This window comes from Nitrobacter sp. 62-23 (assembly GCF_001897285.1).
Lineage (GTDB): Bacteria > Pseudomonadota > Alphaproteobacteria > Rhizobiales > Xanthobacteraceae > Nitrobacter.
In genome coordinates this window covers 1-13421 of sequence record NZ_MKSM01000043.1, presented here as the reverse complement: position 1 = coordinate 13421, position 13421 = coordinate 1, and the positions used below count along the sequence as shown (strand labels likewise).

At 62.5% G+C, this 13421-nt stretch carries 12 protein-coding genes and 1 pseudogene; all 13 read right to left on the bottom strand.

Going from position 1 to position 13421, the window contains the following annotated elements; all coding sequences use genetic code 11:
- Positions 1-139: pseudogene (locus tag BGO16_RS04125) on the bottom strand (proline--tRNA ligase); the annotation flags it as partial.
- A 176-nt stretch (positions 140-315) separates the two neighbouring features.
- The gene (locus tag BGO16_RS04120) at positions 316-1890 is read right to left on the bottom strand and encodes a CopD family protein (RefSeq protein ID WP_292617328.1); all 1575 of its coding nucleotides are present in this window, start codon (positions 1888-1890) and stop codon (positions 316-318) included.
- An 11-nt stretch (positions 1891-1901) separates the two neighbouring features.
- The gene (locus BGO16_RS04115) at positions 1902-2432 is read right to left on the bottom strand and encodes a YcnI family protein (RefSeq protein ID WP_292617327.1); all 531 of its coding nucleotides are present in this window, start codon (positions 2430-2432) and stop codon (positions 1902-1904) included.
- Positions 2432-2956, bottom strand: coding sequence for a copper chaperone PCu(A)C (locus BGO16_RS04110; protein WP_292617326.1), 525 nt, complete (start codon positions 2954-2956; stop codon positions 2432-2434). Before BGO16_RS04110 ends, BGO16_RS04115 begins: the two co-directional genes overlap by 1 nt.
- 101 nt (positions 2957-3057) lie before the next feature.
- The gene (locus tag BGO16_RS04105; protein WP_292617325.1) at positions 3058-5274 is read right to left on the bottom strand and encodes a TonB-dependent receptor; all 2217 of its coding nucleotides are present in this window, start codon (positions 5272-5274) and stop codon (positions 3058-3060) included.
- Positions 5275-5365: 91 nt separating this feature from the next.
- Positions 5366-5737: a DUF2946 domain-containing protein gene (locus tag BGO16_RS04100; RefSeq protein WP_292617324.1), complete on the bottom strand. Its 372-nt coding sequence runs from the start codon at positions 5735-5737 to the stop codon at positions 5366-5368.
- A gap of 70 nt (positions 5738-5807) precedes the next feature.
- Positions 5808-6083 (bottom strand): DUF1467 family protein, encoded by a 276-nt coding sequence (locus BGO16_RS04095; protein WP_292617323.1) that lies wholly within the window; start codon positions 6081-6083, stop codon positions 5808-5810.
- On the bottom strand, positions 6083-6487 hold the full coding sequence (mce, locus tag BGO16_RS04090; protein ID WP_292617330.1) for a methylmalonyl-CoA epimerase: 405 nt from the start codon (positions 6485-6487) through the stop codon (positions 6083-6085). Before mce ends, BGO16_RS04095 begins: the two co-directional genes overlap by 1 nt.
- Before the next feature lie 118 nt (positions 6488-6605).
- Entirely contained in the window at positions 6606-8276 is a 1671-nt protein-coding gene (locus BGO16_RS04085) for a ribonuclease J (protein ID WP_292617329.1), read from the bottom strand.
- Positions 8276-9088: a biotin--[acetyl-CoA-carboxylase] ligase gene (locus BGO16_RS04080; RefSeq protein ID WP_292617322.1), complete on the bottom strand. Its 813-nt coding sequence runs from the start codon at positions 9086-9088 to the stop codon at positions 8276-8278. Before BGO16_RS04080 ends, BGO16_RS04085 begins: the two co-directional genes overlap by 1 nt.
- A gap of 15 nt (positions 9089-9103) precedes the next feature.
- Positions 9104-10540 carry an NADH-quinone oxidoreductase subunit NuoN gene (gene nuoN, locus BGO16_RS04075; protein ID WP_292617321.1) on the bottom strand — a complete coding sequence of 479 codons (1437 nt, stop codon included), beginning with the start codon at positions 10538-10540 and terminating at the stop codon, positions 9104-9106.
- Between the two features lie 25 nt (positions 10541-10565).
- Positions 10566-12074 carry an NADH-quinone oxidoreductase subunit M gene (locus BGO16_RS04070; RefSeq protein ID WP_292617320.1) on the bottom strand — a complete coding sequence of 503 codons (1509 nt, stop codon included), beginning with the start codon at positions 12072-12074 and terminating at the stop codon, positions 10566-10568.
- A gap of 1 nt (position 12075) precedes the next feature.
- The coding region (gene nuoL, locus BGO16_RS04065; RefSeq protein WP_292617319.1) for an NADH-quinone oxidoreductase subunit L at positions 12076-13421 on the bottom strand (1346 nt) is incomplete at its 5' end.

Sequence of the window (13421 nt, the reverse complement as noted above, 5' to 3'; positions counted from 1 at the left end):
GACCCAGCGGCAGCCAGGCATAAATGCCGGCCGCCTCCTGGCGTATCATGCCCGCCCGCAGCATCAGCCGGTGCGAGACGATCTCGGCTTCCTTTGGGGTTTCCTTCAGGATCGGCAAAAAGAACCGCGACAAACGCATGGGCAGGCCTGGGAATCGCTTCGGGATGGGAACGCTCGCAGTGAAACCGGATCGGCTGACAAAATACAAGGGCCTGCGGGAGGACAAGCCGCGCGAAAGCGGCGGAATTCCGCTCGGCCCGGACAATTTATGTGTCCGGATCGCGAGACACTCCCGGAGCTGCCAGAGACCTGGTTTTATTTGATCTGAATTTCCGCCTCGGCATGGACCTGGTCGAAATCAGAGATCAGAACATCGAGCGCGAGGGTCCAGTGTCCGGCAATGGGGACGGCCATCGACGCCTGCCACTGTCCATCGCCCAGCGATCGCGCTTCCGTGATCGATGGCTCGATGCCGTTGTCGGGGCTGGACAGCGTGACGGACACGCCCTTGGCGGACAGCGGTTCCTCGTCCGGCGTCCGCAACTGGATTGCGATGCTGACAGGCCCGGCGCGGCCCGGCGACAGCGTCACATCCGCCATCATTCGTCCGGTATGAATGTGCGTGAAGAAGGGTTGGGCTGCGACCATCAGCGCCCGAGGCGGCGGGGTGAAGCGCCAGAGACCGACGACGCCGAGGATAGCGGCCACCAGCACCAGTTCGGCGGCGATCGTTCGCCGCATGTTGTGGCGAGAGGCGGGACTGCCCTGCCCGATCCGCGGCGTCAGGTACAGGCGATTCCAGAGCGCGATCGCCAGCAGCAATGCCACCAGCACCAGCTTGACCGCGAGGACGCGGCCATAATTCGTGGTCCACAGCGCATCCACCCGCTCAAGCTGCACGACAGCGAGCAACAGGCCGCTCGCCAGCAGCGCGGCAACGGCGAACGGGATGACGCGTGAAAACCGCATCAGGACGTCGACGGCGGTCTGGCGGGGTTCGCGCATCGCCAATGCGAGCGGGACCAAGGACCCAACCCAGAACGCCAGGGCAGCGCCGTGAACGAACACCGCGGGCGCGGTGAGCCATCGCGGCGAGGCGTTAGCGGCGTGGCCGGTTGCCGCCAGCGCGAGGCCAACGCCGGCCAGAGCGCCGAGAGACATCGCCTTTCCGCCAATCCCGCCGACACGATGCGATAGCAGGGCCAGAAGCAAGGCCGCGGACGCGATCGCAGCCGACAACCCGAACGAGCCGCGAGCGCCGACCGCCCAGACCTCCGCGTCAGGTAACGACGACAGCGGCAGGCCAAGGGCGTCCAGTCCCTGTAGTCCGATCGAAAGTGCCAGTGCGGCCAGCGCGATCAACTCGACGCTGCTTCCGATCACGCGCATTGCCGGCGCGAACGGCGCGCGCATCCAGGCCACGAAGAACGCGCCGCCGGCGCCGACGAACAGACCGACGTAGATCGCCAGCCGCGCCAGCCAGATCGCGCCGCGCAGCAGCGCATCATTCGAGCGCACCGCCTGCGGCGCATCCACGTCGCGCCGGCCAACCCAGAACGTTACGGAGCCGCCCACCGGATGACCGTCCGCCGAAGCCACCCGCCAACTGATGACATGCGCGCCATCACCCAGAACCGGCGGCGTGAGGACGAGTTGCGCGCCGTCGCGACGAATCTCAGCGAGGCTCTCGCTCGCGCCGCCCTGATCGACGATCCGGATCGTCAGCGGTTCGACCGGCTCGTTGAAGGTCAGCGTCAGCGTCGCGGGCGCGCGCGCCAGCAGCGCACCGTCCGCGGGACTGCTGGCGATCAGGCTGGCGTGGGCGAAGGCCGCCGAAGGCAGCATCAATGCCGCCAGCAGCAAGCACAATACCGCCGCCAGACGTCTCACGGAGGCAATCCTCAGTGGCTGGCCTTCAGGCGAACCGCCGGCGCAGGCGCACGCAGCTTGTCGGCGTCATGCCCAGAAGACGGGATTTCAATCCAGCGCTCGACGCCCTGCTCGCACTCCTGCACGGCGGGAAAATAGAGACTCTGTCCAGCCTTGTCCGGAAGCCGCACGATCAAGCCAAACGTGTCGTAGAGGTTATCCGGCAACGGACCGCCGTGCCACGCCACCTCGTCGACAACATCGGTGACGGATTTGCCGTGCGGCCCCTGCACCGGCGCATCGAGCTTTCTGCTCTTGATCTCGACCTTCCAGCCCGGCTTCATCTGCGGCTTCGCCGACAGGATTCCGTCCGGCAGTTTGATCCGCAGCGCCGTCGTCGCACTACCGTTACAGCCATGCGGCACGGTGAAGACGAGATGCGAATAGCTGTCAGCGGGCGCGTCCGCCGGCTGGACCGTAACGTGCGCCAGCGCCGCGTTGCACGTGGCCACGGCGGCAGCCGCCGCAATGACCGACCCTGTCCACAATCGTACCGCACGCATCACTTCATATGTCCGTCATGCTGATGGTCCGTCATCGCTCCACCGGCCTGCGTGCTCGGTGCCTTCGCGCCGATGCCTTGCACATCGAGCGTGACATCGACCTTGCCCGCTTTCTCGAATTCAAGCGTCACCGGCACTTTACCGCCCTGTTTGAACGGGTGCTTGAGATCGACCAGCATCAGGTGATAGCCGCCCGGCGCCAGCTTGACGGTCTTGCCGGGCTCGATCGTAAGGCCACCTTCGACCGGATGCATTTTCATCACGCCATTGCTGACGCTCATCTGATGAACCTCCAGCTTTGCGGCGGCATCCGTCGAGCCGCCGACAAGCTTGTCGGCGGTCGTGCCGTTGTTCTCGATGGTGAGATACCCACCGCCGACCTTGGCGCCGCCAGCCGTGGCACGGGTCCACGGCTGCGAAATGACCAGGTCGCCGGCCTTCACGGACTCGGCATGGACCGGCGCGGCCAGCGCAAGCGCGGCGATCGCGCCGACCATGCCGCGCAGCATCAACGATGATGTCATCACATTCTCCATTCTGATTTTGGTTCTGCCACAGCAGGCATGCTCGGCTGCAAGCGCCGGGTGAAATCATGACAGCAAGCGCGCGCAGTGACTGGCATTGCTCACCACCTCACCTTGAACCCAGCATAGACCGCTCGCCCGGTGCCGGGTTCAAACAATGGTGAATTGGCGTTGGCGCGGTCGATGATCGAACTGGAGGCGATGTAGGACGTATTGGCGAGGTTGCGGGCTTCGACGTAACCGGAATAGCGCTCGCCGTCGTCAAAGCCGGCCTTCAGCCCATAAATCGCGTAAGCATTGGTGCTCAGCGTATTGGCGCTGTCAACATAGTAGCCCTGCGGCACCCATTCGAGGTTCGGGCCGATGTAGAATCCGCTCGGATGCTTGTAGAGCAACTCGGCGCGAACAAAATGGCGCGGCGCGCCCGGCAGCAGATTGTTACCGAACACTGCATCGTTGTCGAAACGGAAGTCGTTGAAGGTGTAGGCGACGTTGAGCCAGAGCTTGTCGGGCCTGTCGCCGCGCACGAACAGATTGCGGAAGATCGCAGCGCCCGCGCCGGCCTCGATGCCCTGATGCATGGTGCGGTCGGCGTTGGTGACGTTGCAGTTGCCGAACGCGCTGTAAAGGCAGAGCAGTTCATTCCGGATCTGCGCACGGTAGTAGGTCAACTCCCAGGTGGCATTCGGGCGTCTGTCGCGCGTGCCGATCTCATAAGTCGTCGCGGTTTGCGCGCGAATGCTGGTGAACGGAATCGTCGGAATGCCGGGGCCGTTCGAACTCTCGCCAAAGCTCGGCACCTCGGCGCTGCGCGAGATGTTGGCAAAGGCCTGCCAGGTCGGATCGATCTGCCAGAGTAGCCCTCCCTTCGGGCTCCACAGGTTGAACTCGGTTCGGCCTGATTGATCGCCGTCGTTCAGGAGGCGATCCTGCCGGTCGCGCGTGGCGTAGAGGAATTGTGTGCCGGCAACCGCGGCGACGTTCGGCAGGAAATAGAACGAATCCTCGACGTAAACCGAGGTGTTCTGCGAGCGATCGATCGACGACGACAGCAGCGCGCCTTTCTGGCCCGCGAGGTTGGCGAACTGTTGGTTGTCGATACGGCCGTTGAGCAGATTGACGCCCGCCACCACGCGGTTACGAAAGCCGCCGATCAAGCGGTCATCAGTCACGCGCGCAAAGCCGCCATAGTCCTGATAGTGATAATCCAGCCATTGAAAGATCGGGTGCATCAGGTGCCGGTCAACCCCGAACCCACCGAACTCGACGATCGTATCGTCGAACCGCATGGTGGTCTTGTTGGCGATCCGCACGGTATCGATATTGCGCTGCTGGTCGAGCGCGACGTTGCCGGCCGCGGCGGTCTGGGGCGATGTCAACGCCGAATCCTTGCTGACGGTGCCGGGAATGCGTTGCCGCACGTCATTGGCGTTGAGATAGAACCGCGTCTCGAAATCCGGCGAGAACTGATAACCGACATTGCCGCTTACGCGCGTCGAGTGGCCGAAGCTGTGATCGCGGAAGCCGTCGCTCGCCTGGGTCGATGCGGTGAGGAAACCATCCCACGGGCCGTTGGTGCCGCCGGCATTGGCTTGCAGCCGCCAGAAGCCGAACGCGCCGGCGTCGACGCTGGCGCCGTTGACGAACGGATCGCGGCCGGACGGGGTGACGAAATTGATGGCGCCGCCGAGCGAATTGGCGCCGAAGCGCAGCGCATTGCCGCCCTTGAACACTTCGACGTATTTGTAGGCGGTCGGGTCGATCTCCTGAAAATCACCGTAGCCGTCGGCGGTGTTGATCGGGATTCCGTCCATATAGAGCTGGACGCCACGCAGATGGAAGTTGCGCGACAGGCTCGAACCGCGGATCGACAGCCGGGTGTCGTCGCCCCATTTCGGCTGGACGAAGACGCCGGGCACATAGTCCAGAATGTCCTTGATGGTGCTGGCGACCGTCGAGTTCTTGTAGGCGTCGGCCGTCACCAGCGCGACGCCGCCGGGCGTCTGCTGGATTTCCCGCAGCGCCTGTTGCGCGGTTGCGACCGTCAAGGATGCGGGGACGGTTGCCGGAACGGCGACCTGCGACGGAGCGGGGCGCGCAGCGACACGGCGCGGGGCCTGATTTGACCGGGTCGCGCTGCGCGTTGCGCGCTTCGGCTGGGACCGGCTGGCATGGGGCGCCGTGACCGTTACGGTTGGCAAGGTGGTGGTGTCGGAGCTGGACTGCGCCAGAGCGGCGGCGGGCGATACGATCGCGACTATCGTCGCGAGCGCGCCGCAAAGCGCGCTACCTCCGCCGGGGGCGAGGTGGTTAAGCATGATATATTCCTGATGCCGGACAATCGCCGGAGCGTTCGAACAGATCGGATCGCTGCGATGTCATCGCAGCAATCATTCAAAATTTACTAAATCAGGAAATGCCGGGAGGGCCGCGGGCCTGCGCGTTGGAGGCCGCCGCGGACGGCGGCGGCACGAAGCTCGTTTCGCGCCAGATGACCGCTTTAACCTCGCGCTCAACCGTAACGACCGAGCCTTGCGGGTCAGGTGTCGGGGTCGCGGAATGAACCGCGCCGCATAACGTGCAGCAGTTGGCTTGACCTTGCTGCGGGTCAGTCTGCCCCTCTTGCGAAGAACTCGCATCGGCGACGTGCGAGCAGATCGCCCCCGCCAGCGGATCCGCCGCTGCATTGTTGAACGCCAGGCAGGCCGCAACCGGTGCAAAAATCTGCACCAGCATCGCAATCATGACGATTGGAAGAAATTTCCCCAGCCGCCGTCGCATGGACCCCCAGCCTTTCGAGCCGAGCGTTACCATGACCCGACGAGGGTGTCGAGCGGGGATTGGGAGCAAGCTAATCCGGGAAGCCCATCAAATGCGAAAGCCGCGTCACATTGAGCAGACCCGCATAATATGCCCACGTCGCAATTCCGTAGAGGATCAGGGAAACGATCGTGGTCCAGATTATTTTGCGGCGCATCAGCGCCATTACCGGGGCCCCGGGATCGGTACCCGGAGCGTGGTCGCCGTCTTCATGCTGGCTCCGGACACCAAGCGGCAGCATCAAAAACAGCGTGATCCACCAGAACACGAAGTAGACAGCAAAACCGGAGAAGATTGCAGAAGCCATCAGGACTGCTCGATCTCGACAAGCGCGCCAGAAAAATCTTTCGGATGGAAGAAAAGCACCGGCTTGCCGTGCGCACCGATCTTCGGCTCGCCGTCGCCGACAACGCGTGCGCCTTCCGATATCAGAAGATCACGAGTCGCGACGATATCGGGTACCTCATAGCATATATGGTGAATACCGCCATCGGTGTTGCGTTCAACAAATTTCGCAATCGGAGAAGCATCGCCGAGCGGCTGGATGAATTCGATCTTGGTGTTTGGCAGCACCGCAAACACGGTGATCACTCCATGTTCCGGCAGCGGCACCGCGGCGGAAATCTCCGCGCCGAAGGCCGCGCCATAGATCTTGGCCGCCTTTTCAGCATCCTTGACCGCGATCGCTACATGATTGAGCCGGCCCAGCATCTCGTCCTGCAATGTTCGATGATTGGATTTCAACTCGGCGACGCCTGCGCAGGCAGGATGGACCATTCACGTCCGACGTCCGACGCTCGTCGTCAAGGGGCGTATCAAACTCACGAGACTAACTCACCAGAACGTGAACGTAGCAGAGCGGCTTCTTACCCCACTCTTCCGCAATCGTTGCCCGCACGGCGCGGCGCAAGGACTCGGCCATGGCATCGGGATCGCGCCGCTGCGTTCGCGGCAACGACTTCAACGTCGAAACCACCGTATCGAATACGATGTCGTCGAGCAGTTCGCCCGCGGGATTTTTTTCCGGAATGCCGACGAGATCGATCTCGGGATCGTCAATCAATTCGCCCTTGTCGGTAACAATGAGCGCCACGAATACGCAGCCGGCAAACGCCATGCGCCGACGCTCGACGACCGCGCGCGATTTTGAATCCTCCAGAATGGAGCCATCCTTGTAGAACCGTCCCGATGGCAATTCATCGATGATGCCAACTTCTCCCGGTCCAAGCCGGACAAGGTCGCCGTTTTTGCAAATCAGGACTTTCGGGACGCCCGCGGCGCGCGCCAACCGCGCATGTTCGGAAAGGTGCAAGGCCTCGCCATGCACGGGGATCAGCACCTGCGGACGAACCCACGCGATCAGGTCTCTCAGTTCGTCGCGGCGCGGATGGCCGGAGACATGAACCAGTTCGGTGCGGTCGGTAATGACCTCGATACCCTGGGTGACGAGACCATTGATGATCGCGCCGACAGCCTTCTCATTGCCGGGAATGGTGCGCGAGGAAAAGATCACGGTGTCGCCGCGGTTCAGCGTCACCTGCGGATGATCGTCCCTGGCGATGCGCGCAAGGGCCGCTCTCTGCTCGCCCTGGCTGCCCGTGCACACCGCCAGCACCTTGTCCGGCGGAAGATGGCCATACACATCGACGCTGCGGAATTCCTGCATCCCGTCCAGATGTCCGGTCTCGCGCGCGACCTGCACCACGCGTTCCATGGCGCGACCGACCACCACGACCTCCCGGCCCGCCCCGCGCGCGGCGTCGGCCACCGCACGGAGCCGCCCGACATTGGATGCGAACGTCGTCACCGCGACGCGGCCTTTGGCTGCCTTCACCAGCTTTGCGATCGTACCGGCGACTTCGGTTTCAGACGGCGAGCGCCCCTCGCGCACCGCATTGGTGGAATCGCCGACCAGCGCCAGCACGCCCTCGTCGCCGAGTTCGCGGAGCCGCCGCTCGTCGGTCGGCAGACCGACAAGCGGGGTCGGATCGAGCTTCCAGTCGCCGGTATGCAAGACGATTCCCGCAGCCGTATGAATCGCAAGCGCATGAGATTCCGGAATCGAATGCGCCACGGGAACGAATTCAACGCCAAAGGGACCGATATCGACGCGGCCGCCGGAAGGCACCACGGTCACCGGAATCTCCGGCGGATTGCGTTCCGCCGCGCATTTGGCCTCGAACAACGCCGCGCTGAACTTCGTGGCGTAGATCGGGCATTTCAGTCGCGGCCACAAATCGATGATCGCGCCGAAATGATCCTCGTGGGCATGAGTCAGCACGAGACCAACGAGGTTCTTTCGCTCTTTTTCGAGAAACCGGATGTCCGGCATGATGAGATCGATGCCCGGCAGATGCTCCTCGTCACCGAAGGACACACCGAGATCGACCGCGAGCCAGCTTCGCTGATGGCGGTTGCCGAGCCCGTAGATCGACAGGTTCATGCCGATCTCGCCCACGCCACCGAGCGGAGCAAACATCAGTTCATCGGGCCGCGCTATCATGTGGCCCCGATCGATGCCGCCGCGCCGAAATACACATCGCCGGCGGAAACAGCCACGCGCCTGCCATCAGAAGTCGCAACGATCAGGCAGCCGTCGTCGTCGAGGGTATCAAAGCGACCGGATATCGTGGACGCGCCGGACTGAACCGAAACAGTCTGGCCGATCCCGGCCGCCCGATCGAGCCATAGACGCCTGAGGCTGCGAAAGCCACGTCCTTCGTCCCAGACGCCGCGGAACTCCACCCAGGCGTCGCTCAGCGCGTGAAACACATCCTCGGCGCTGATGTCGATGCCGAGGTCGCGCAGCGAGACCGCAGGATTCGGCATTCCGTCGGGTGCAGCGGCGACATTGACGCCGATGCCAACCACAACGGCCAGACGGCCGTGGGTGACGGTCTCGGCCTCCAGCAGGATTCCCGCAAGTTTCCTGCCCCCCGCGAGCACGTCGTTTGGCCACTTCAACTGAAACGTCACATTGTCCGAACCGGGAAATCTGATGCGCGCCTCAAGACTCACCTTCTGCAGCGCGGCTTCAAGTGCGAGCCCCGCGGCAAAGCTCAGGGTCGCTGCCGCACCGGGCGAGACGTCTATGACTTCAAGAATGCTGGCGGCCAGATTGCCCGGAGGTGCGAGCCAGGCGCGCTGCCTGCGCCCTCGCCCCGCTGTCTGCGCCTTCGTCACCAGCCAGATCGGGCCGGTTTCGCCCGCGCGCGCACGCGTCAACGCTTCGGTGTTGGTCGAGCCGATGGTGTCGAAGGCCGCGAGCCGGTACCCTGACGATGTGGCTCGTGGACCCAGCGAGAATGTCATTTAAGCCGATGCCATTCAGAATAATGACTTCGCAGCCGCCGTGGCGGCGCTGACCAGCGGCGCCGGATAGGCGAAGAACAGCATGTTGAAGAGCGCGGTCGCTGCCACGACCGACCGCAATTCGATATGTACCGCGTCCGTCGCTTCGGCGCGTTCGTCGAAATACATCACCTTGATGACATTAAGATAGTAGAACGCACCGACGACGCTGGTGATGACGCCGATCACCGAAAGCGCGAACAGTCCCGCCTTGATCGCGGCGGTGAAGACGTAGAACTTGGCGAAGAAGCCCGCCAGCGGCGGAATTCCGGCCAGCGAAAACAACAGCATGGCAAAGAAGAACGCCATCAGCGGATTGGTGCGCGACAGCCCTGCGAAATCGCTGATCTGCTCCAGGGGCTGGCCGTTGCGGCTCATGGCGAGAATGACGGTGAACGCCCCGAACGTCATCACGGCGTAGATGACCAGATAGAGCAGGACTCCCTGCGCGCCCTCGACGGTGCCGGCAGCGAGACCGACCAGCGCGAAACCCATATGGCCGATCGACGAATAAGCCATCATGCGCTTGATGTTACGTTGCCCGATCGCGCCGAATGAACCAAGCGCCATGGATGCGATCGCCACGAAAACCACGATCTGCTGCCACTCCGAGGCGATGCCGGAAAACGCGGTGAGCACCACGCGGGTGAACACCGCCATCGCCGCAATCTTCGGCGCCGAGGCGAAGAACGCCGTGACCGGCGTCGGCGCGCCTTCGTAAACGTCGGGCGTCCACATATGGAAAGGCACCACCGACACCTTGAAGCACAAGCCCGCCAACAGGAAGACGAGGCCGAAGACAATGCCGATGCTGCCGGTCTTCGCAGCCGCTGCAATGCCCGCAAAGCTGACGGTTCCCGTAAAGCCGTAAATCAGCGATGCGCCGTACAGCAGCATCCCGGACGCCAATGCGCCGAGAACGAAATACTTCAGGCCCGCTTCGGTTGACTTGACATTGTCACGATTGCTCGCCGCCACCACGTAAAGCGCGAGGCTCATCAATTCGAGACCGAGATACAGCATGATCAGGTCGGCCGCCGAAATCAGCACCATCATGCCAACCGTCGACAGCATCACCAGAATCGCGAACTCGAACATCCGCCGGGAGTCGTCCTCGATAAACTCGCGAGACAGAACCAGCGTCGCAGCCGAACCGGCCAGCGCAGCGATCTTGAGAAACCGCGCGAACTCGTCGACGATGAATCCGCCCCCGAATGTGACCAGCCTGCCCTTCGGCAGCAGATACTCGATCACACCGGTCGCACCGAGTAGGCATATCGCCAGGACCGTAATAAAAGCGGCGGCGCGCGGGCCGCACCAGGCCCCGATCATCAGCGACGCCATCGCACCGATCGCCAGCACGATTTCCGGCAATACGGGAAGTAGTTGATATCCGGCGGCCTCAAACATCATAGCTGGCGTCCCTGACCTGCCGTCATCATGGCAACGCCGCCGCCTTGATGGCGGCGGTCGCGCTTGCGTAGTTATTGACAAGATTTTGTACGGAGGCTGCCGACAGATCGAGCACCGGCTTCGGGTAAACGCCGAACAGGATCGTCAGCGCCACCAGCGGCGCCAGCGTCAGCCCTTCCCGCAAGGTGAGATCCTTGATGGTCGCAAGCGTCGGCTTGACCAGCGCCCCGAACACGATCTTCCGGTACAGCCACAAGGCGTAGGCCGCCGACAGGATCACGCCGAGCGTTGCCGCCACCGCTGTGGGGATGCTGACCTTGAAGGTGCCGATCAGCGACAGGAATTCACCCACGAATCCGGACGTTCCGGGCAGCCCCACATTGGCCATCGTGAAGACGAGAAACGCCAGCGCGTAAAGCGGCATCCGGTTGACGAGCCCGCCATAGGCCGCGATCTCCCGCGTATGCATGCGGTCGTAAACGACTCCGACGCAGAGGAACAGCGCGCCCGACACGATGCCGTGCGACACCATCTGAAATACGCCACCATGAATCCCCTGCATGGTGCCGGCAAAGATTCCCATGGTCACGAAGCCCATGTGGGCGACCGACGAATAGGCAATCAGCTTCTTCATGTCCTCCTGCATCAGCGCGACCAGCGAGGTGTAGACGATCGCGATGGCCGAGAGCGCAAAAACCAGCGGCGCAAAATCATGCGACGCAAGCGGGAACATCGGCAGCGAGAAACGCAGGAAGCCGTAGCCGCCCATCTTCAGCAGGATCGCGGCGAGAATGACCGAACCTGCCGTTGGCGCTTCGACATGCGCATCGGGAAGCCAGGTGTGCACGGGCCACATCGGCATCTTGACCGCGAACGAGGCGAAGAAAGCGAGCCACGCCCACTTCTGCAGATTGTAGGGAACAGAAGCGTGCATCAGCGTCGGAATGTCAGTCGTACCGGCATTCCAGTACAGCGCCATGATGGCCAGCAGCATCAGCACCGAGCCAAGCAGCGTGTAGAGGAAGAACTTGAAGGTGGCATAGACGCGGCGCGGACCGCCCCAGATTCCGATGATGAGAAACATCGGGATCAGGCCGCCTTCAAAGAAGACATAGAACAGCAGCAGGTCGAGCGCCGAGAACGTGCCGACCATCAGCGTTTCCAGGATCAGAAACGCCATCATGTAGGCCGGCACGCGGCTGGTGATCGATTTCCAGCTCGCGATGATGCAGAGCGGCATCAGAGCCGTCGTCAGAATGACGAAGGGCAGCGAAATGCCATCGACACCCATGTGATAACGAATGCCGGCCGCCAACCAGGTCGACTCCTCGACAAACTGGAAGTCGGTATTGGCGGGATCAAAGCGAGTGACCAGAATCAGCGACACCGCAAATGTAACAACAGTCGTCCACAGCGCGATCCAGCGCGCCGTCCGGTTGGCGGCTTCATCGCCGCCCCGCGCCATCACGTAAATCAGCAGCGCGCCCAGTGTCGGAAGAAACGTGACAACAGAGAGGATCGGCCAGGTCGTCATTTCACTGACCTCCCGCGCCGAACATGAACCAGGTGATCAGGCCGGCGACGCCGATCAGCATTGCGAACGCATAGTGATAGAGATAGCCGCTCTGCAGCCTGACCACGTTTCGCGTGACATCGAGCACGCCGGACGAAACGCCATCGGGACCAAAGCCGTCGATGAGGTAGCCATCGCCCTTCTTCCACAGGAAGCGGCCCAGCCATTTTGCCGGACGCACGAAGATCACCTCATACAGTTCGTCGAAGTACCACTTGTTGAGCAGAAACTGGTAGAGCATCTGATGTTCGCGGGCGAGTTGAACCGGAATATGAGGCCGGCGGATATAGAACAGCCATGCCACCGCAAACCCGAGGATCATCATCACGGTGGGCAGGTAGGCGACCGTCTCCGGGATATGGTGCATCTCCTCGATGATGTGCGGATGCATCTTCAACGAATCCCGGAAGAACTCTTCGATCCCATGGCCCGTGAACAGCTCCTTGAACGGGTAGCCCGCAAGAATCGAGCCCGCCGCGAGGATGCCGATCGGAATCAGCATCCAGATCGGGCTTTCATGCGCGGCCTGATGGTGGGCCTTGTCGTGCGGCTCGCCGTGGAATGTCTTGAAGATCAGCCGCCATGAATAGAAGGAGGTCAGGCCGGCTGCGATCACGGTCATCATGAATCCGTAGTAGGCGAAAGGATTGTGAGACGCGTAAGCGGATTCGATGATCGCGTCCTTCGAAAAATAGCCGGCGGTCAACGGGAAACCCGTCAGCGCCAGCGTGCCGATCACCATCACGAAATAGGTGTAGGGAATGCGATCCTTCAGGCCACCCATGTTGCGGATGTCCTGCTCGTGATGCATGGCGTAAATCACCGATCCCGAGCCCAAGAACAGCAACGCCTTGAAGAAGGCGTGCGTGAACAGATGGAACATCCCGACCGAATAGGCTCCCGCTCCCATCGCGACGAACATGTAGCCGAGCTGCGAGCAGGTCGAATACGCCACGATGCGCTTGATGTCGTTCTGCACGAGACCGACCGTCGCCGCGAAGATCGCCGTGGTCGCGCCGATGAACATCACGAAAGCCTGCGCAGCCGGCGCCAGTTCGAACAACGGCGACAGCCGCGCCACCATGAACACCCCAGCGGTCACCATGGTCGCCGCGTGGATCAGCGCCGACACCGGCGTCGGACCTTCCATGGCGTCGGGCAGCCAAGTGTGTAGCAGGAACTGGGCCGACTTGCCCATCGCGCCCATGAACAGCAGAAGGCAGATCAACGTCAGCGCGTTGACGTCCCAGGCGAGGAAGTGGATGGTCTTTCCGGTCAGGCCCGGCGCCGCCGCGAAGATGGTGTCGA

Coding starts and splice junctions, on each gene's coding strand:
- BGO16_RS04115 (WP_292617327.1), bottom strand. CDS start 2,432: ATGCGTGCGGTACGATTGTGGACAGGGTCGGTCATTGCGGCGGCTGCC.
- BGO16_RS04110 (WP_292617326.1), bottom strand. CDS start 2,956: ATGACATCATCGTTGATGCTGCGCGGCATGGTCGGCGCGATCGCCGCG.
- BGO16_RS04105 (WP_292617325.1), bottom strand. CDS start 5,274: ATGCTTAACCACCTCGCCCCCGGCGGAGGTAGCGCGCTTTGCGGCGCG.
- BGO16_RS04100 (WP_292617324.1), bottom strand. CDS start 5,737: ATGCGACGGCGGCTGGGGAAATTTCTTCCAATCGTCATGATTGCGATG.
- BGO16_RS04095 (WP_292617323.1), bottom strand. CDS start 6,083: ATGGCTTCTGCAATCTTCTCCGGTTTTGCTGTCTACTTCGTGTTCTGG.
- mce (WP_292617330.1), bottom strand. CDS start 6,487: ATGCTGGGCCGGCTCAATCATGTAGCGATCGCGGTCAAGGATGCTGAA.
- BGO16_RS04080 (WP_292617322.1), bottom strand. CDS start 9,088: ATGACATTCTCGCTGGGTCCACGAGCCACATCGTCAGGGTACCGGCTC.
- nuoN (WP_292617321.1), bottom strand. CDS start 10,540: ATGATGTTTGAGGCCGCCGGATATCAACTACTTCCCGTATTGCCGGAA.
- BGO16_RS04070 (WP_292617320.1), bottom strand. CDS start 12,074: ATGACGACCTGGCCGATCCTCTCTGTTGTCACGTTTCTTCCGACACTG.